The sequence below is a fragment of the Luteibacter sp. UNC138MFCol5.1 genome (assembly GCF_900110505.1).
Classification (GTDB): domain Bacteria; phylum Pseudomonadota; class Gammaproteobacteria; order Xanthomonadales; family Rhodanobacteraceae; genus Luteibacter.
Window position 1 is genome coordinate 392,794 of sequence record NZ_FODZ01000001.1, and the last position, 18,092, is coordinate 410,885.

At 68.2% G+C, this 18,092-nt stretch carries 15 protein-coding genes; 7 read left to right on the forward strand and 8 right to left on the reverse strand.

From position 1 onward, the window contains the following. The first annotated feature begins 248 nt into the window (after nt 1–248). Nucleotides 249–1,022: a transporter gene (locus BMY69_RS01690; RefSeq protein ID WP_090175110.1), complete on the forward strand. Its 774-nt coding sequence runs from the start codon at nt 249–251 to the stop codon at nt 1,020–1,022. Here BMY69_RS01690 and BMY69_RS19480 read toward each other — a convergent pair. The 3 genes from BMY69_RS19480 to mprF form a co-directional block, all read right to left on the reverse strand. Continuing rightward, entirely contained in the window at nt 1,019–1,183 is a 165-nt protein-coding gene (locus BMY69_RS19480; protein ID WP_177191044.1) for a hypothetical protein, read from the reverse strand. The genes BMY69_RS01690 and BMY69_RS19480 overlap by 4 nt on opposite strands. Nucleotides 1,184–1,820: 637 nt before the next feature. After that, complete coding sequence (locus BMY69_RS01695; protein ID WP_255364431.1) at nt 1,821–2,615, reverse strand: virulence factor; 795 nt, start codon at nt 2,613–2,615, stop codon at nt 1,821–1,823. 8 nt (nt 2,616–2,623) lie between these two features. After that, nucleotides 2,624–5,218, reverse strand: a complete 2,595-nt coding sequence (gene mprF / locus BMY69_RS01700; protein ID WP_090175112.1) for a bifunctional lysylphosphatidylglycerol flippase/synthetase MprF — start codon at nt 5,216–5,218, stop codon at nt 2,624–2,626. A gap of 238 nt (nt 5,219–5,456) precedes the next feature. Between mprF and BMY69_RS01705 the strand changes: the two genes are divergently transcribed. Further along, the gene (locus tag BMY69_RS01705) at nt 5,457–7,403 is read left to right on the forward strand and encodes an LTA synthase family protein (protein WP_090175113.1); all 1,947 of its coding nucleotides are present in this window, start codon (nt 5,457–5,459) and stop codon (nt 7,401–7,403) included. A gap of 213 nt (nt 7,404–7,616) precedes the next feature. On the opposite strand, the gene BMY69_RS01710 is transcribed toward BMY69_RS01705, so the two are convergent. Both BMY69_RS01710 and BMY69_RS01715 read right to left on the reverse strand, forming a co-directional pair. After that, nucleotides 7,617–9,038 (reverse strand): nicotinate phosphoribosyltransferase, encoded by a 1,422-nt coding sequence (locus tag BMY69_RS01710; protein ID WP_090175555.1) that lies wholly within the window; start codon nt 9,036–9,038, stop codon nt 7,617–7,619. 41 nt (nt 9,039–9,079) lie between these two features. Beyond that, on the reverse strand, nt 9,080–9,781 hold the full coding sequence (locus BMY69_RS01715; protein WP_090058983.1) for a pirin family protein: 702 nt from the start codon (nt 9,779–9,781) through the stop codon (nt 9,080–9,082). A 197-nt stretch (nt 9,782–9,978) separates the two neighbouring features. Between BMY69_RS01715 and BMY69_RS01720 the strand changes: the two genes are divergently transcribed. Both BMY69_RS01720 and BMY69_RS01725 read left to right on the forward strand, forming a co-directional pair. Beyond that, on the forward strand, nt 9,979–10,986 hold the full coding sequence (locus BMY69_RS01720; protein WP_090175114.1) for an LLM class flavin-dependent oxidoreductase: 1,008 nt from the start codon (nt 9,979–9,981) through the stop codon (nt 10,984–10,986). Nucleotides 10,987–10,992: 6 nt separating this feature from the next. Next, a complete protein-coding gene (locus BMY69_RS01725; RefSeq protein ID WP_090175115.1) occupies nt 10,993–11,409 on the forward strand; it encodes a putative toxin-antitoxin system toxin component, PIN family in 417 nt (138 codons plus the stop codon). 388 nt (nt 11,410–11,797) lie between these two features. Here BMY69_RS01725 and BMY69_RS01730 read toward each other — a convergent pair whose 3' ends face one another. Together BMY69_RS01730 and BMY69_RS01735 are read right to left on the reverse strand one after the other, a co-directional pair. Continuing rightward, nucleotides 11,798–12,445, reverse strand: coding sequence for a DUF6348 family protein (locus BMY69_RS01730; protein WP_090058975.1), 648 nt, complete (start codon nt 12,443–12,445; stop codon nt 11,798–11,800). 28 nt (nt 12,446–12,473) lie between these two features. After that, nucleotides 12,474–13,304: a DUF72 domain-containing protein gene (locus BMY69_RS01735; RefSeq protein WP_090175116.1), complete on the reverse strand. Its 831-nt coding sequence runs from the start codon at nt 13,302–13,304 to the stop codon at nt 12,474–12,476. A gap of 99 nt (nt 13,305–13,403) precedes the next feature. On the opposite strand from BMY69_RS01735, the gene BMY69_RS01740 reads away from it, so the two are divergent. After that, nucleotides 13,404–14,024, forward strand: coding sequence for a response regulator (locus BMY69_RS01740; RefSeq protein WP_090058970.1), 621 nt, complete (start codon nt 13,404–13,406; stop codon nt 14,022–14,024). A 94-nt stretch (nt 14,025–14,118) separates the two neighbouring features. Here BMY69_RS01740 and BMY69_RS01745 read toward each other — a convergent pair whose 3' ends face one another. Then, entirely contained in the window at nt 14,119–14,616 is a 498-nt protein-coding gene (locus tag BMY69_RS01745; RefSeq protein ID WP_090175117.1) for a hypothetical protein, read from the reverse strand. Between the two features lie 175 nt (nt 14,617–14,791). Between BMY69_RS01745 and BMY69_RS01750 the strand changes: the two genes are divergently transcribed. Both BMY69_RS01750 and BMY69_RS01755 read left to right on the forward strand, forming a co-directional pair. Continuing rightward, nucleotides 14,792–17,005 (forward strand): TonB-dependent receptor family protein, encoded by a 2,214-nt coding sequence (locus tag BMY69_RS01750; protein WP_090175118.1) that lies wholly within the window; start codon nt 14,792–14,794, stop codon nt 17,003–17,005. 2 nt (nt 17,006–17,007) lie between these two features. Continuing rightward, a complete protein-coding gene (locus tag BMY69_RS01755; protein ID WP_090175119.1) occupies nt 17,008–18,084 on the forward strand; it encodes a PepSY-associated TM helix domain-containing protein in 1,077 nt (358 codons plus the stop codon). Nucleotides 18,085–18,092 lie beyond the last annotated feature (8 nt).

Below are 18,092 nucleotides of genomic sequence, written 5' to 3' on the forward strand. Positions count from 1 at the left end.
GGCGCGCCAGCTCCGGGGCACGGCCCCAAAACATGTCGCGCCCAGGTGCGCTCCCACAGGTGCGATGGTGGGAGCGGACCTGGCCGCGACAGCTCTTCGCCGCGGTCTCCAAGGTGGCGCGCCAGCTCCGGGGCACGGCCCCAAAACATGTCGCGCCCAGGTGCGCTCCCACAGGTGCCGGCCTGGCTGCCTCGGTCCCCCGTTCGTCGTGACGCGGTCGCGACGGTCGCGCTTGCCACAATCGCCGCATGACGCCACGCCCTCTCCTCGCCGCCCTCGCCCTCGCCGTCCTTTCGACGCCTGCCTTCGCCGATCCGCCCGATTTCGACCGGCCGGGGGCCGGCTTCGCCACCACCGTGCTGCCCGCGGGCACGCTGGCGCTCGAACAGGGGCTGCCGACGTACGAGCGGGAGCGAAGCGACGGCTTCCTGGATTGCACGTACACGGCCGACAGCGTCATCCGCCTCGGTCTGGGCGGGCCGGTCGAGTTGCAGGTCGCGGGACAGGCATGGAACCGCCTCGAAGAACGCGGGATGGGCTCGCGGCGACATGCCACGGGACACGGCGACACCAGCGTGGGTCTCAAATGGGCATCCCCGGGATCGGGCGACGCGGGCTCGTTCAGCTGGGCGGCGCTCGGCAACGTGACGTTCGACAACGGCGACGAGGACTTCGGCAACGGCGCGCGCGAGGTCAGCCTCGGCAGCACGATGCAGTGGAAGCCTGACGATGACCACCAGAACACGCTCTACGCGAACGTCGACCACCTGAAGGGGCGCAACACATGGACCCTCGCGCCGACCTTCGGCCGCAAGTTCGGCGATCAATGGATGGCGTACATCGAGGCCGACGCGATCCATGACGCGGACGAGGGCAACGAGCTGCAGGCGGGCGGCGGGCTGGCCTATGCCATCGGCGACCACCTGCAGCTGGACGCGTACGCCCTGCACCGGGTGGCGGGCCATGGGCCCTCGTTCATCGCCGGGCTCGGCGTCTCGATGTTCTTCGGCAGGAAGAGCTAGCGCCGGTTCGCGCGGCGCATGGCGCGCAGCAGGATGACGGCCAGCGCGAGCCCGACGATCAGGCCGATACCGCCGCCCCAGACCGAGCCGGTCCGCCCATCGATGAAATAACCGATGGCGAAACCGATGAGCGCGATCAGGGGAATGGGAAGACAGCCCATGGCGCGAGGATACGCCAGAAAAGCATGGCCCTCGCGCTCACGCGGAGGGCCATGGCGACCGTCCCTTGGTCTGGCGGCCTCGGCCACCCGAACGCGGCCCGGCGAAGCCGACGCGGCGTTACCGCCGATGAAGGGGGGATCGATCCTTGCGCTAGGGACGGACGGCGTCCTGCCGTCGGATCGGTCATCGGCGATGTGTTGCCACGCCGATGTCGCCGGCGCGGCGTGACCGTAATGTTGCGTAGGTCGGCCGGCGGCGGATATAGGAGAATTCTTAAAATTAGTGCCGATTTGCCTTCGCCTGTGTAGGCGAAGGCCGGGTTTTACGCCAGGGCGCGGGATTCACGGCTTTTCTGCTCGTCCCTACGCCGCTCCGGGCGCGGCCTTTCAGGGCGAGTCGCCGGCGGCTTCGGCGCGGTCCGCTGCGGAATGCTCATGCCCCGACTGGCGAGACTACGCAGGCTCGCACCGTCGGACGACCCGTAATCCCGTTTGCCTGGTTCGCGTTGCATCGTTCATTTCTCCATCGCGCGCTCCACCCCGGGCGATCAGGTTGGTCGCAAAAGGCGAAATTTTCGGTGGCAGACCGGTGAACGTTGTGTGACAGGCCTTCACGCGCCGGAACGGCGATCGTCCGTTAAGGCGATGTCGACGCGGCCGCCGGTTGCGCGGGCATGCGCTGGATGAGCTCGGTCGCCAACGCTTCGTAGTTCTCGTCGAAATGGTGGGAGCCGGGCTTCCGGTAGACCGTGACGAACGATGGCAGCTTCGGATCGGTGCAGCCGCTGTCGTCCGCATCCTCGGCGCCGTAATAGCAGGCCATTGGCGGGTGTCCGCCCAGCGCGGCGATCGGCGGCATCGCATCGGTGTGCACGACCGGATTGAGCCACTGCAGGAAATTGTGCGTGTGGGTGGTCCACCAGCCCTGCTGCATGTAGCCTTCGAGTTCGATCTCGAAGTTCACGTCGCGGCTCGCGGAGAGCAGCACGAGCTGGCTCAGGCGCGCGCGGTTGTCGGGACGGAGTTTCCCCACGATGGTCGGCAGCACGTCGGCGCCGAACGAATAGCCGATCAGCAGCACGCGTTTCTTCTTCCAAAGCGCCGTGTAGCGATCGAGCAGGCCGTCGAGATCGTGCGCCGATTCCTCCGGCGACCGGTATCGCCAGAAGTACTTGAACGTGCTGACACCGGCCACGGGAATGCCGCGCGAGGTGAACACCGCACCCAGGCGCTGGTCGAGGTCCCACCAGCCGCCGTCGCCCGAGTAGATGACGACGAGCAGGTCTTCCTGTCCGGCCGGCGCCGTCGTGAGCGCGGGCAGCTCGACGGTGGATTTCTCCATCGACGCATGCGTCCACGGATGCCAGGCGAGCAGCGCGAGCACGCCCAGGGCGAGCAGGCCGAGCAGGGAATAGCGGATCGTTTTCTTCATGCGTCTCTTCATCGGCGGACGACGCCACCCAGCCCGCCGGAGATCAGGCTGGCGACGTTGGCCAGCGCGAGGGGAAGCGCGATGCCGCCGGGCACCGCGATGTAGCGCGGCTCCCACTCGGGATCGAACTTGTCCTTGTAGCGCTGCAATCCGCGGAAATTGTAGAAGCGCTCGCCGCGTCCGAACACCATGGCGCCGAAGCGGCTCCACAGCGGCGCGGTGCGCCGGTTCTGCAGGCCCGACAACGGCGCCATGCCGAGGTTGAACCAGCGATAGCCCTCGGCCTTCGCCCAGACCATCAGTTCGATGAACAGGAAGTCCATGATGCCGGACGGGCCGTCGGGCAGGTGGCGCATGAGGTCGACCGAGGCTTCCTCCTTCGTGTCCGTCACGAACACGTTGGCGAACGCGACGGGCTCCTCGCCCTGCCAGACCACCGCCATCGGAGTGCGCGCGAGGTAACGCTCGTCGAACAGGCCGAGGGAGAAACGCTTCTCGCGCACCTTCTTGTCGCGCATCCACGCATCGGAGATGACCTTCAGGCGCGGCAGCAACGCTGGCACGCCGTCGACCGGCACGATCTCCATGCGCAGGCCGTCGCGCGCCAGCTTGTTCACCGTGCCGCGCAGGGTCTTCTTCGACTTGCCGTCGAGGTTGAACGACTCGAGTCGCACGCGCGCCTCCTCGCCGATCTTGAGCAGGCTCATGCCGACGTCGAGGTAGAGGTCGAGATCGCGCGGGCGCACCTGGTAGAACAGCGGCCAGCCACCGGCGCGCTCGCATTCCTCGCGGAACGTCCAGACCAGCTCGCGGCGAACGTCCTCGTCGGTGCCGACGGGGTCGCCCATCGCCACCCAGCTGCGGCCTTCGATGTCGTACATGATGAAGGCGCGGTCGTCCGGCGCGAACATCAGCATCTTGTCGCCGACGAGCGCGAGGTGCGCCTGGGCCGAATCGAAACCCTTGACCAGCGGCAGCGCGCGCACGAGTTCGGCGTCGCCGGGACGCGAGCGGCGCGCACGCGCCGGCCGGATCAGGTTGGCCAGCGCGACGAGCATCACGACCGCGGTCGCGCCGACCAACGCCCGCAGCGCGCGCGGCGCGCCGCCATGGCGGAAGCTGAACTCCCACCACAGGTTGTTGCTGTATTCGACGTGCTTGAAGCTGAAGAACACCAGCCAGGTGGAGCAGGCCAGCACCGCGCCGATCGCGAGCACCCAGCCGGGCGAGAACGACGCGCGGAACAGCGACGCGCGCCGGTAGAAGTGCCGGTGGGCTGGCGCGAGGGCCAGCGCGAGCAGGGTCAGCAGGGTCGCTTCCTCGTAATCGATGCCCTTGAGCAGCGAGAGGATGGCGCCGAGGATCAACAGCACGAGCGTGAGCACGTACGCCGCGTCGAGCCGGCGCTGCAGGCCGCGCGCGAGGATGAGCAGGAGCATGCCCACGACGCTGGACAGGAAATGCGAGACCTCCACCAGCGGCAACGGCACGAAGCCGCGGAGGATTTCCATGCGCCCCGGGATCGCCAGCGTGGCGCCGGAGAACAGGAGCACGGCGCCTGACACGAGGGTGAGCCCGGCGAAGAACGGCGGAAGCAGGCTGCTGAACCACGGCGTGATCAGCGAGGTATGCCGCAGGGCGCGCACCTCGCGCCAGATCACCATGACGGTCGCGGTGCACAGTGGCAGGAGGTAATACACGAGGCGGTAGGCGGCCAGCGAGCCGAGGATCGGGGCCTCGAGCCCGTGGTTGCCGGTGGCACCGAAGCCGGCCAGCATCACGGCTTCGAAGACTCCCAGGCCTCCGGGTACATGGCTGATCAGTCCGGCCATCTGCGCCAGGACGAAGATCGCCAGGAAATGGCCGAAGCCGCCCGCGATCGCTTCGGGCATCAGCACGTAGAGCACGCCCGCCGCGAGGCCCCAGTCGAGCGCGCCGATCAGGATCTGCCGCGCCGCGACGACCGGGGTCGGCGCTTCTACCGAGAAGCGCCACACGCGCAGGGGCCGGCGCACCGCCACCGCGATGGCGAACCAGGCCAGGGGCACCAGCACGAGGACGATCGCCAGCGGAATCCGCCAACCGGAGAGCGGCACCTCGGGAGGGATCGGCACGGCGAGCAGCGTCACGCCGGTGAGGGCCGCCAGCCCGAGCCAGAAGCTCAGCGTGGTGTACAGCACGACCCGCGCCACCTCGCCGGTCGTCAGGCCCGCCTGCACGTAGAAGCGGTAGCGGATCGAGCCGGAGACCAGCAGCGACATGCCCAGCGCGTTGGAGAACGCGTAGCTGATGAAGGAGATCAGCCCCACCCGCTTCGCCGGCAGCCGCTTGCCGATGCTGGCCAGCCCGAACCAGTCGTACAGCGTCATGACCCCGTACCCGGCCGCCGTCAGCAGGATCGCCAGCGCGATGTCGGTGTTGGGCAGCGCATGCATATACCCGGCGATCTGCCGGTACGTCACCTCGCTGGCCATCGCATGCAGGGCCCAAAGGGCCAGGCACAGCAGCGCGACCGAGAGCAGCGGTCCACCCGCGCGACGGAGCAGGGTCAGATGGAGGGCACGCCTGGCGAGAGGCTGATCGGTCGACGGGAGCTCCGCCATGGTTTCTTGCTCCACGTGCGCCGTGGCTCCGGTAGGTCGTCTCGTAAGGTCGTGTAGGTTGCCACAGAGACGGTAAACGCGGCAGATCACGTTTTCTTGCGACGGCCGACCGCGGATGGCCATGAATCGGATAGCCGACCAAAGCTTCGGCTAAGGATGAGGAAAGGGAGTCGTAAGCCCCTGCGCCTACCCTGCCCGGAAACTGGTCCCGTTGGGCCGTCACGATCCGAGAAGCAGCATGCGCGCGCCCCCGACCTCCGTTCAGACCCTGCGCCAGAGGTTCCGGCCGCTCGTGTGGTTCGGCGTCCTGTTCCTTGCCGTCGCCTTTCTCGTCCGCCTCGTTCTTACACTGCGATCCCGCCACGAGCTCCCGGGCGCGCCGCTCGAGTGGCTGTACGCGTTCGTCGCCGGCTTCGGCTACGACCTGGTGACGTTCGTCTACGTCGCCTGGCCCCTCCTCCTGGTGACGTGGCTCGTGCCGCGCCGGGCGTGGTCCTCGCGCTGGGGCCGCCGGGCGGTCGTCGGGCTGTGCGCCGTGCTCGCTTTCGCCACCCTCTACCTGGGCGCGGCCGAGCTGGTGTTCTGGAACGAGTTCAGCGCGCGCTTCAACTTCATCGCCGTGGACTATCTCGTCTACACGCACGAGGTCATCGGCAACATTCGCGAGTCGTACCCGATCGGCACCTGGTCGGCGCTGCTGCTGCTGGCGACCGTCGCCGTCATGGTCGGCAGCCGTCGCGTGCTCGTGGTGCGCGACGAAGGGTCCCGGTTCCTCCAGCGCGGCGCCGTGGTCGGCGTGTGGTTGCTGCTGACCGTCGCGGTGAGCTTCGCGGTCGACGGGCAGATGAAGGATCGCTCGTCGAACCAGTACGTGAACGAGCTCGCCGGCAACGGCATCTACGAGTTCTTCGCGGCCTTCCGCGAAAACGAGCTCGACTACGCCAAGTACTATCCGACGCTACCGGACAAGGACGCGTTCGCGAACCTTCGCCGCCTGCTGAAGACGCCGGACGCGACGTTCACCACCGACGATCCGCAGGACATCACGCGAACCATCGTGGCGAATCGTCCGGAGAAGAAGCTCAACGTCGTCCTCATCAGCGTGGAAAGCCTGTCGGGCGACTACGTGGAAGGTCTCGATGTCAGCAAGCACAAGCACCTGATGCCGAATCTCGACGCGCTCGCGTCGAAGAGCCTGTTCTTCAGCCAGCTCTACGCCAACGGCACGCGCACCGTGCGCGGCCTCGAGGCGCTGGCGCTGTCCGTGCCGCCGACGCCGGGCGAGTCGATCGTGAAGCGGCCGAACAACGAGAACCTCTGGTCGCTCGCGGACGTCTTCAACGAGAAGGGCTACACGTCCGAGTTCCTGTACGGTGGCTACGGTTACTTCGACAACATGAACCACTTCTTCGCGAGCAACGGCTATAACGCCGTGGATCGCGACGCCATCGCCGACAAGGACATCCACGCCGAGAACGTCTGGGGCGTGGCGGACGAGGACCTGTTCACGCTGGTCATGAAGCGCATGGACGACGCGTACGCGGCCGGCAAGCCGTATTTCGGACACGTCATGACGACGTCGAACCACCGCCCGTTCACGTTCCCGCAGGGACGCGTCGACCTGCCGCAGGGCTCGCGTCGCGCGGCGGTCAAGTACACCGACTGGGCGCTCGGCGATTTCCTCCGCCGCGCGGCGACGAAGCCGTGGTTCGACGACACCATCTTCGTCATCACGGCGGACCATTGCGCGACGAGCGCGGGCAAGACCAGCCTGCCCGTCGACCGATATCACATCCCGCTGTACATCTACTCGCCGAAGCACGTCGCCCCGGGACGTGTCGATCGCCTGATGAGCCAGATCGACATTCCGCCGACGCTGCTGGGCATGCTCGGCTTCAGCTATACGTCGCGGTTCTATGGCTACGACCTCTTTCGGCTCGAGCCCGGCCGCGAGCGCGCGTTCCTGAGCACCTACCAGGAGCTCGGTTACCTGCACGGCGACCGGCTGACGTCGCTGATTCCGCGCCAGCCCGTGAAGCAGATGGTGCCGACGCTGCAGTCGGGCGACGCGGTGCCGGTCGAGCACAAGGATCAGCAGGACGCGGACGACGCCGTGACGTACTACCAGACGGCGGCATACCTGTTCACGCACGGACTGATGAAGCGCAACGCCCAGGCGCGCTAGCGAAAACCGGCCGCCTCGCCGTGGACCCCGGCGTGCGCCGGGGTGACGCTGGTCTCCGTCATAACGGCGCACGCCGGCCCCGGTCCACGAGGTCCGACCGCCCCGCCCTTTGTCGGCGCCCCGCGCCCGCTCCGACGTGTCGCAGGTCCCGTCATACCGGCGTACGCCGGTATCCACGTCCCCGGTCGACGAGGTCCGACGGCGCCGCCGGTGTCAGCGCCCCGCGGCGGCCCTCTCGCGTACCTCGGCGAACGACCAATCGCGCAGCAGTTCGCCGTTCTCCCACACCGTCTGCATGACCTCCTCCCAGCCGTGCTCGAGCGCATCGGGCGGAAGCGAGACGGCGTCGCCGGGTAACGCGGCGGTGCGGTACGTGCCGTATTCGCGGTGGCGCAGCAGAGTCATCCGGCCGCGCTTGGACATCTTCCCCTGGTCCGTGACGGGATCCTTCCACACGTCGCGCCATGCGCCGTCCACGCGCGCCGCCGAACACTTCAGTGCGAACTTCTGCGTGTCGCGCGTCAGCTTCTGCAGCAGCGCGCCGCCCATGCCGAACGCGAGGTTGTCGGCCGAATAGCCCGCGCCAACGATGCGCTCGAGGATCGCGCGGATGCTCTCGGGATTCACGCCGTCGCCCTGGATGACGCGGACGTGGTTGAGGACGCGGAAGCCCCTGCCGTTCACCGTGCTGCCGAAGGCCTCGTCGAGCAGGCTCACGCAGCGGTGCACCACCTCGACCGGGTCGCCCGAATCCGGACGCACGACGACCGTCGCACCGGAGGCGATCACCTCGTCGCGCAACGCCTTGCCCCAGAGCTCGCGAATCGCGTGGTAGATGTCGTAGCTGTCCGACACCACGGCGACGAGCGAACCCGGCTTCGCGAAACGCCGCAGCATGTTCCTGTACGCGTCGACCTCGTGGTCGCGTCCCCAGCTGGTGATCGTGCTGTGCTCGGCGGCGGGAATGGAGAAGCCCGCCATCGGCTCGCCGTAGTAGGCGCGGGCGGCCAGCACGCCCGACACGGTATCGGTGCCGAGGAAGTTGACCAGGTGCGCCATGCCGCCGAGCCCGGCGGATTCCGCGCTCGACACGCCGCGCGCGCCGAAGTCGTGCAGTTTGAAAGGAATCTGCGCTGCGGCGTCGTCGGACGTCCGTTCGAGGTAGTGCAGGATCGTCCGCCGCGCCTGCCAGCTGGTCGTCGTTACCGTGACGGGATACCACAGACGTAGCAGCAGCGTTTCCAGGTAGGACGGCAGCCAGTACGCCGCCGGATCGGTGGATTCGACGGTCACCAGCGCCTGGTGCGTCGGCACGACGCTGCCTTCCGGTACCGCGCGCACTCGCACGGGAAGGCGGCCGCCGTGCGTGTCGACGATGTGGCGCCAGCCGTCTTCGTTGAAGGGTTCGCCGTGGGCGGCGAAGAAGTCGCGCGCTTCGTCGACGTCCGCGTGCGTGACGCGGCGGCCGAGGCGGGACTTCAGGATGGCCTGGAGGCCGAAGAACACCGTGCTTTCGTACGTGCCGCCACGCGATTCCACGTAGAAGAAAGTGGCGTCGGTTCCGGGCGGATACTGCAGCCAGTGGCTGGCCTTGTAGCTATCGGTGTCGAGGATCGGGTTGTCGAGATGAAGCATGCCGTGGGTCGTCATGACCCACAGCATACCCTTCGGTCGGCTTACGCGGCGGCGTCGACGAGCACCAGTTCCGCGTCGTTCGACGCGGTGATGCGCAGCACGTCCTCGTCGCGGATCGCCGCGCCGTCACGTGCGTTCAGCTGCACGCCGTTGACCTCGACCGTGCCCGTGGCCGGCACCATGTAGACGTGGCGGCCCTTGCCGACGGTGTACTCGACCGTCTCGCCGGCCTTCACCGTGGCGCCGAGCACGCGCGCATCGGTGCGGATCGGCAGGGCGTCGGTGTCGGCTTCGCTACCGCTGGCCAGGGTGACGAACTGGCCCGAGCGCTCGCCCTTCGGGAAGGGGCGGGTGCCCCACGACGGCGCCTTGCGCTCGCGGTCGGGGATGATCCAGATCTGGAAGATCCGGGTCGTCTCCGGCTCGGCGTTGTACTCGGCATGGCGGATGCCGGTGCCGGCGCTCATCACCTGCACGTCGCCCGCTTCGGTGCGCCCCTTGTTGCCGAGGCTGTCCTCGTGGGTGATCGCGCCTTCGCGAACGTACGTGATGATCTCCATGTCCGAATGCGGGTGCGGAGGAAAGCCGGTGCCCGGGGCGATGGTGTCATCGTTCCAGACGCGGAGCGCGCCCCAGCCCATGCGCTTCGGGTCGTGGTACGAGGCGAAGGAGAAGTGATGCTTGGCGTCGAGCCAACCGTGGTTGGCGCCACCGAGGCTGTCGAAACGACGGACGTCGATCATGTCGTGCTCCCCCGGGATTACCGGACTGGATGAGTGGATGGGTGTATTTTCCTCTTCCGTCCCCCGCCGTGGCGCATCGCTTCCGGGAACGGATTGTTTCCCGGAGCCGACTTTATGGGTTGCAAAGCCATCCCCCGCGCCCATGTGGGAGGGATTGGCGGACCGTCCGCCGCCCCCTTTCTCGAGGTGCCTTCCGGATGATCCCCTTCTCCGTGCTCGACCTGTCCCCCGTGATCCGCGGCGCCACGCCCGGCGACGCCCTGCGCAATTCGCGCGATCTCGCCATCCACGCCGAGGGGCTGGGCTTCCATCGTTACTGGCTGGCCGAACACCACAACATGACCGGCATCGCCAGCGCCGCGACGTCGATCGTGATCGGCTACGTGGCCGAGGCGACGAAGACGATCCGCGTCGGCTCCGGCGGCATCATGCTGCCCAACCACGCGCCGCTGGTGATCGCGGAGCAGTTCGGCACGCTCGCCTCGCTCTACCCGGGCCGCATCGACCTCGGCCTCGGGCGCGCGCCCGGTACCGACCAGGGCACCGCACGTGCGCTGCGCCGTGCGCTCGGCCCCAGCGACGACCGTTTCCCGGAGGACGTGCAGGAGCTGCAGTTCTTCCTCGGCCCGCAGCAGCCCGGCCAGACCGTGCGGGCCGTGCCGGGCATGGGTACGAACGTGCCGATCTGGTTGCTCGGCTCGAGCCTTTTCAGCGCGCGCCTCGCGGCGGAGCTGGGCCTGCCGTTCGCCTTCGCGTCGCACTTCGCGCCTGACCTGATGATGAAGGCCCTCGAGGTCTATCGCACGATGTTCCGTCCGTCGGAAACGCTGGACAAGCCGTACGCCATGCTCGGCATCAACGTGGTCGCGGCGGATACGGACGAGGAAGCGCGCCGCCTGTTCACCTCGCAACAGCAGGCGTTCTGGAACCTGCGTCGCGGTGCGCCGGGCCAGCTCCCGCCGCCGGTCAACACGATGGACGGTGTGTGGACCCCGATGGAGAAGGCGCAGGTCGACCATGCGCTCTCCTGCGCCGTCGTGGGTTCGCCGGACACCGTGCGCGAAGGCCTCGCCGCGTTCATCCAGCGCACCGGCGCCGACGAGCTGATCATCACGGCGCAGATCTACGACCACGAGGCGCGCAAGCGCTCGTACACGATCGTGGCGGAGCAGCACGCGCAGCTGGCCGCGCGCGCGGCGGCCTGATCCCGAGTGCGGGTCGTCCTCGACACGAACGTCTGCCTCGACGCGTTCGTCTTCGACGACCCGCGCGTGGCGCGATTGGTCGCCGCGCTGTCCTCGGGTGAACTGGAAGCCGTCACGCGCGACGATTGCCGCGCGGAATGGCTGGCCGTGCTGCGTTACCCGGCGCTGAAGCTCGACGACGCGCGGATCGCTTCGTCGATAGCGCGTTTCGATGCGCTGGTGACGGCGTTGCCAGCCGGCGCCACGCGCACGTCGCTACCGCGTTGCCGCGATCCGGACGACCAGAAGTTCCTCGAACTCGCGGCCGACGCGGGCGCCGCGCTGTTGTTCTCGCGCGACGCCGAGGTGCTGCGCCTTGGCCGGCGCACACGACGCGAGGGCCTCTTCGCGATCCTCAAGCCCGAAGACTGGCCGCCGCCGTAGGAGCGCGCCCTGCGCGCGACATCTTTTCGCCGCGATGGGAGGGCTCGCGCGCCAGCTCCAGGTCACGGCCTCAAAACATGTCGCGCCCAGGTGCGCTCCCACAACTGTCTCGAAGCTGGTCCCGGAGGGCCGCGGCAGCGTTTCGCCCCGGTCCCCAGAAGCTCCCGGTCACGGCCTCAAAGCTGGTCCCGCAGGCCGTTGTGGGAGCGGACCCGGCCGCGACAGCGTTTCGCCCCGGTCCCCAGAAGCTCCCGGTCACGGCCTCAAAGTTGGTCCCGCAGGCCGTTGTGGGAGCGGACCCGGCCGCGACAGCTTTTCGCCCCGGTCCCCAAAAGCTCCAGGTCACGGCCTCGAACGATGTCGCGCCCAGGTGCGCTCCCGCATCGGATCAGTCCGCCGGCACCAGCGCGATGAAGTTGCGCAGGCTGTAGTAGCGCTCGTGCTGTGGCCAGTCGACCGATGCGATGGCCTTGTGGCCGGCGGCCCAGGGTTCGTTGTCGAGGAGCACTTCGATCTGCGTCTTGCCGTTGCCCACGTTGCCGTAGAACACCCGGATCCAGTGCACGTCGAGCGTGAGCGGTGCCGTGGCGATCGCGGCTTCGAGGGCCGAGAGTCCGTCTTCGGGAATCTCCATGGGTGCATCCTTCTCGCCGCGCAGCGTGAAGTCGCCGACGAACACCGTGAAGCGCTGCGTGCCGGCGCTCAGCTCGCGCACGGCGAGCTTCTTGCCGTTCACCACGTTCCAGCAGGCGGCGAGCACGACGTGGAAATCGTTGCGCGCGAAGCTTTCCAGCGCGTCGCGGCAGCCCGCCTTGCCCTGGCCGATGCCGCCGAAGCTTTCCTCGATGGTGCGCTCCTCGTCCAGCACGATGTCGATGTCGAGGCGGCCCATGCCGCCGTCCTTGCCTTCGTGCCAGATGCCGCGCACGGCGGGATAGTCCTCGCCTTCCGTAAGCAGCCAGTCCTCGTCGGGCTCGAGGGCGACGCCATGCTCGGCGAAAAGATCGATCAGGGTGTTCTGGATGAGACGGTCCATGGGGCATCCGTGGAAGGAAAGGCTGCGATTATGCGCCGTCGGTAAGTCTACGCAGTGCGACCGCGGCCGAGGGATTGCGGACCTTCGCCGCGGCGATGAAGAACACGAAGACGTCGCGCGGTGCCGACGGAGCCTCGATGGCGGCCACGTGCGGCAGCGCCTCCGGATCGCCGCCCGCCGCCCATGTCGCGGCATGATCCGCCCACGTGCGTAGCGCCTTCGGTGTGTAACCGGTCGCCCGGTCGGCGACGCTCCGCATGAGGCGGGCGTAGATGAAGGGGCCCGTGATGTCCGCCATCGACGGGTAGTCCTCCGAGTCGGTAAAGACGGTGGCGACGCCGCGCTCGCGCGCGAGCGCCACCCAGCGTGGATCGAGGAAACTCTCGTGCCGCACCTCCACCGCATGGCGCAGGCGCAGGCCGCCGTGCTTCTCCGGCAGCAGATCGAGGAAGGCGGCGACGTCGTCCGGATCGAAGCGCCGCGTCGGCAGGAACTGCCAGAGCAACGGGCCCAGCCGGTCGCCGAGGGCGACGGCGCCGTCGAGGAAGGCCGCGATGCGCGTGCCGGTGGCGGCGAGCGATTTCGTCTGCACGATGTGCCGCGGCGCCTTCACCGAGAAGACGAACCCCTCCGGCGTCTGAGCGGCCCATCGGGCGTACGTGGCGGCGTCGGGCGCGCGGTAATAGGTGCCGTTGATCTCGATGGCACGTACATGCGTGCTCGCGTATTCGAGCTCCCGCTTCTGCACCAGGCCCTCGGGATAGAACGGGCCGCGCCAGGCGGGAAATACCCATCCGCCCATGCCGGTGCGGATGCGTCCCGACGCTGGAGCGCCGGCCTTGCTGCGTTTCGTCGCCATGATCACGATGCTCGCAACGGTTGGAGGGTACGTCCTTACACGCTTGTCGCCGAAAGATTGCGCGATACTCGTCCCTTTCGAGTTTCCCGACTGTGAACCATGGCGCCCATACGAATCCTGACCGTCGATGACCATCCCCTCCTCCGCGAGGGCATCGCGGCGGTACTCGAGGGCCATGACGGGCTGGAGCTCGTCGCCGAGGCCAGCACGGGCGAGGAAGCCATCGAACGCTACCGCGAGCATCTCCCCGACCTGACCCTGATGGACCTGCAGATGCCCGGCATGGGTGGCATCGCGGCCATCGAAGCGATCCGCTCGGAGTTTCCGGAGGCGCGGATCCTGGTGCTGACCACTTACCGTGGCGACGTGCAGGCCCTGCGCGCGTTCCGCGCGGGCGCGCAGGGTTACCTGCTCAAGAGCGAGCTGCGCAAGGACATGCTGGCGACCATCCACCAGATGATGGAAGGCAAGCGCCGCATTCCGGAGGAAATCGCGCAGGAGATGGCGGGCCACGCCGAGGACGACGAGCTGACCCCGCGCGAGACCCAGGTGCTCACCCACGTGGCCCGCGGCGAGGCCAACCGGGATGTCGCCGGGGCCCTCGGCATCGCCGAGGAGACCGTCAAGGCGCACATGAAGAGCATCCTGGCCAAGCTCCAGGCCAACGACCGGACGCACGCGGTGGCGATCGCGCTCCGGCGGGGGATCATCGAGCTCTGAGGCGCTAGCCGATACCTTTGCCGCCGCCCCTACCGAAGGGTGGGAGCCGATCGCATCGGCGATCCCGCGGCAGCGGGCCCGTTCTCGACGGGACTCAGGAAAGCGCCGTCGGCTGCTCGAACGGCATCGGCACGGCGCCGGTCGCGACGACCGCCCTGTCGGCCCGATCTTCCGCCTCGCCGTCGGCATCGACCACCAGCAGGATGCGGCCCGACTCGATCGTTTCCTCGAACTTCTGCCGCACGGGATCGGGCGACGAGGCGCCCATCAGCGCGGCCGTCCATCCGCCCACCAGCGCACCAGCGGCGCCCACCGCGAACGCGCCCGCGATCGTCACGCCCAGCGGCGGGATCGCCATGGCCACCAGTCCGGCCAGCAGACCCGTGACGCCGCCCTCGGCCAGCCCGCGCACGGCGGCCGGCTTGAAGTCCGTATGTTCGTCCTTGTCCTTCTCCGGGATGCGGTCGAGTTCGATGTCCGACCGGGCGATGAGCGACAGGTCCTCGTCGGGAACGCCGGCCTGCCGCGCGGCGGCCATGGCCGCACGGGCGCTGGCGAGGTCGGGCGTGCTGTAGACACGTCGGGTTTTCATCGCGGCTCCTGAGGATGAGGTCGCTCCGATGGTTCCGCCGCGTGGGTCGAACCGGTGTGACGGGACGATCAAGCGTGTCGCTCCCGACGATTACGAATGAAACCGCTCATGTAATTGCTCTGAGAATCATTCGCACTTACGATGGCCGTTTTTCGCCCGAGCAAAGGCCGCGTTCATGCCGTTCCGCCCCACCGCCCTCGCCTTCGCGCTGGCCGGCGTCCTCGCCGCCGCCCACGCACGGGCCCAGGACGCCGCCCCGCCGCCCGCCACCGAGCTGGAGGGCATGAAGGTCGTCGGCGACTGGCTGGGCGAGGCCTCGCGGAACGTCGTCGAAAACCATCCCGGCGCGCGCACCGTGGTCCGTCGCGAGCAACTGCGCGAGGCCGGGGCGATCAACCTCCGCGACGCGCTGCGCCGGATTCCGGGCGTGCAGGTGCAGGAGAGCAATGGCACGGGCGGCAGCGACGTCTCGCTGAACGTCGGCGTGCGCGGCCTGACCGCGCGACTCTCCCCTCGCTCGACGATCCTGCTGGACGGCGTTCCGCTCGCCGTCGCACCGTACGGCCAGCCGCAGGTCTCGATGGCGCCGGTGGGCCTGGGCAACCTGCAGGCGGTGGACGTCGTGCGTGGCGGCGGTTCCGTGCGCTACGGGCCGCAGAACGTCGGCGGCATCATCAACTTCGTCACGCGCGACATCCCGCGGGACTTCGGCGGCAGCGCGGGCGTGCAGTTCCAGGGCGGCGAGCACGGCGGCATCCGGACGAATTCGAACGTCCTCGTCGGCGGCACCACGGCGAACGGTCTCGGCGTGGCGCTGCTGTACAACGGCCTGCACGGCCCCGGCTTCCGCGAGCGCGAAGACAACGAGAGCATCGACGACCTCATGCTCAAGGCGAAGTACGCGATCACGAACGACGACACACTCACCGGCAGCATCCACCACTACGACGGCCAGGCGGGGATGCCGGGCGGCCTGAACCAGGCGGATTACGACGCCGACCCGTTCCAGTCGCGCCGCCCGTTCGACGATTTCCACGGTCGTCGCACCGACTACGTGCTGAAGTACAGCCACGTCGACGATCGCCGCAGCTTCGAGGTGCAGACGTACTATTCCGACAGCTTCCGCGGCAGCCACATCGAGACGATCACGGCGAACGCCAACGGTACGTATGCCCACCAGCTGATCGCCTATCCGCGCAACTACCACGTGTTCGCGATCGAGCCGCGCTATTCGCAGCTGTTCGACTGGGGCCAGGTCACGCACGAGATCGGCGTCGGCTACCGGTACACGAGCGAGGCGATGCACGAGCGCACGCTGCGCAACAACCGCTACGTCTCGAACCTGCCGTACACGCCCTACGACAGCTTCCCCTACGGCGGCTCATACGTGCTCTCCGGAGATAACACCGGTAGCAACGAGGCGCACGCGTTCTATCTCGACGACACGATCAACGCCGGCAACTGGACGATCACGCCCGGCATCCGCTACGAACGCATCGACAGCGAGTGGCAGGCGCATCCGGGCGGCACGGTGATCGTGCGTGGGCCGACGTCGCGCCAGAAGGATTACTCGAAGCCGTTGCCGTCGCTCAACGTGATCTATCACCTCGACGACGCGTGGAAGCTCTACGCGAACGCCGAAACCTCGTTCGGCTCGCTCCAGTACTTCCAGATCGGCCAGAAGGATTCGAACAACCGCTTCGCGGCGGGACTGAAACCGGAGACGGCGCGCACGTACGAGATCGGCACGCGCTACGACACGAAGGCATGGGGCGGCGAAGTCTCGCTGTTCCGCATCAACTTCGATCACGAGCTCCAGCTCGTGGGCCGCCTGCCGAACGTGCCCGATTCCTATGAAGGCTGGACGAGCCTCGGTGCCACGACGCACAAGGGCATCGAATCCGCCGCGCACGTCGACTTCGGCGCTTTCAGCGACGCGCTCGAGGGCCTCACGCTGTGGGGCACCGCGACGTACACGCACGCCTTCTACAAGCACGGCTCGTTCGCCGGCAAGGACCTGCCGTTCTACTCCCGCCGTACCGCGAACCTCGGTCTGCGCTACGGCATCGCGCAGTGGACGTTCAACCTCGATGCCTTCTCGCAGTCGCGCCAGCATTCGCCAGGCTCGCCCAGCTTCGATCCCGCGAACCCGACCGCGTACGTCACGGAGCCCTCGCCCGAGGGCGATCTCGGTGACATCCCCGGCTGGACGACGTGGAACGCGCGGGCGGAATACGCGTTCGGGCCCGCATACTCGAACCTCCGCCTCGGTCTCGGCGTGAAGAACCTCGCCGACAAACGCTATTTCACGCGCTCGACGGACAACAACGACGGCATCTACGTCGGCCAGCCGCGCACCTTCTTCGTCCAGGCCTCGGTGGACTTCTGAGCATGAGCCCGCACCCGCGCAGGTTTCGCAGCACGCTCAAGACCCTGCACCTCTGGCTGGGCCTGAGCCTCGGCCTCGTGCTGGCGCTGGTGACGCTGTCCGGCAGCGTGCTGTTGTTCGAAGAGCCTCTGTTCGCGGCCGGCCACCCGGAACTGGCATCGCGACCGCTGCCCGACCTGGCGACGCAGGGGCGTTCGCTACGGGCGATCCTCGCCTCGGACGACGGCAAGGCGCTGCGCGGACTCTCGCTGCCCGACGCGGAGCTGCCGGTGTGGGAAGGCAACGAACGCGGCGGCAACCGCGTGTACTTCGATGCGACGACCGGCGAGCGTCTGCTGCGGCGGACGAAGTCGGGCGACGGGCTGCTGACCCTGCTCGACTGGCACACCCACCTGCTGTCCGGCGAAGTGGGCGAAACGGTGCTCGGCGTCGTCGCCTGCAGCGGGCTCTTCATGTTGTTCTCGGGCGCATGGCTCTACTGGCCGGGGCGACAGCGCGCGCTGCGGCACCTCAAGCCGCACACGAACCCGCCCATCCTGCGCTGGGGGAGCCTTCACCGGTTCGTCGGCGTCGTCGCCCTGCCCCTGCTCATCGTGATGATCGGCACCGGCACCACGATGGCCTACCGGGGCGCGGTGCGGAGCGGACTGGCGTCGGCTTTCGGCGAACGCCCGCCCGCGCGACCGCCGAAGATCGCGCCCGGCACCGCGCCGATCGACTGGCCCGCGGTGCTCGCCGCCGCGCAGGCGGCGGCGCCCGAGGCCCAACTGACGCGGGTGACGCTTCCCGCGAAGGACAACGGCACGGTGGTCCTTCGCATTCGGCGGCCCGGTGAATGGAACCTCGCGGGACGCAGTTCGTTGTGGCTCGATCCGGCCACCGCGACGGTGATCGGTGGCGACGACGCGACGAAGCTCGGTCCCGGTGGACGTCTCGCCAACGCGCTCTTCCCGATCCACTCGGCGGCGGTCGGCGGCCTGACGTGGCGTGTCGTGGCCTGCATCACCGGGCTGTTGCCGATGTTCCTCCTGGTGACCGGATTCCTGTTCTGGCGCGCGCGGCGCAGGCACAAGCGCTGAATCGGCGC

What these genes read in the sequence shown, in the direction of transcription:
- BMY69_RS01720 (WP_090175114.1), top strand. Translation starts at nt 9,979, where the DNA reads ATGATCCCCTTCTCCGTGCTCGACCTGTCCCCCGTGATCCGCGGCGCC.
- BMY69_RS01710 (WP_090175555.1), bottom strand. Translation starts at nt 9,038, where the DNA reads ATGCTTCATCTCGACAACCCGATCCTCGACACCGATAGCTACAAGGCC.
- mprF (WP_090175112.1), bottom strand. Translation starts at nt 5,218, where the DNA reads ATGGCGGAGCTCCCGTCGACCGATCAGCCTCTCGCCAGGCGTGCCCTC.
- BMY69_RS01745 (WP_090175117.1), bottom strand. Translation starts at nt 14,616, where the DNA reads ATGAAAACCCGACGTGTCTACAGCACGCCCGACCTCGCCAGCGCCCGT.
- BMY69_RS01715 (WP_090058983.1), bottom strand. Translation starts at nt 9,781, where the DNA reads ATGATCGACGTCCGTCGTTTCGACAGCCTCGGTGGCGCCAACCACGGT.
- BMY69_RS01690 (WP_090175110.1), top strand. Translation starts at nt 249, where the DNA reads ATGACGCCACGCCCTCTCCTCGCCGCCCTCGCCCTCGCCGTCCTTTCG.
- BMY69_RS01740 (WP_090058970.1), top strand. Translation starts at nt 13,404, where the DNA reads ATGGCGCCCATACGAATCCTGACCGTCGATGACCATCCCCTCCTCCGC.
- BMY69_RS01755 (WP_090175119.1), top strand. Translation starts at nt 17,008, where the DNA reads ATGAGCCCGCACCCGCGCAGGTTTCGCAGCACGCTCAAGACCCTGCAC.
- BMY69_RS01750 (WP_090175118.1), top strand. Translation starts at nt 14,792, where the DNA reads ATGCCGTTCCGCCCCACCGCCCTCGCCTTCGCGCTGGCCGGCGTCCTC.
- BMY69_RS19480 (WP_177191044.1), bottom strand. Translation starts at nt 1,183, where the DNA reads ATGGGCTGTCTTCCCATTCCCCTGATCGCGCTCATCGGTTTCGCCATC.
- BMY69_RS01695 (WP_255364431.1), bottom strand. Translation starts at nt 2,615, where the DNA reads ATGAAGAAAACGATCCGCTATTCCCTGCTCGGCCTGCTCGCCCTGGGC.
- BMY69_RS01735 (WP_090175116.1), bottom strand. Translation starts at nt 13,304, where the DNA reads ATGGCGACGAAACGCAGCAAGGCCGGCGCTCCAGCGTCGGGACGCATC.
- BMY69_RS01730 (WP_090058975.1), bottom strand. Translation starts at nt 12,445, where the DNA reads ATGGACCGTCTCATCCAGAACACCCTGATCGATCTTTTCGCCGAGCAT.
- BMY69_RS01705 (WP_090175113.1), top strand. Translation starts at nt 5,457, where the DNA reads ATGCGCGCGCCCCCGACCTCCGTTCAGACCCTGCGCCAGAGGTTCCGG.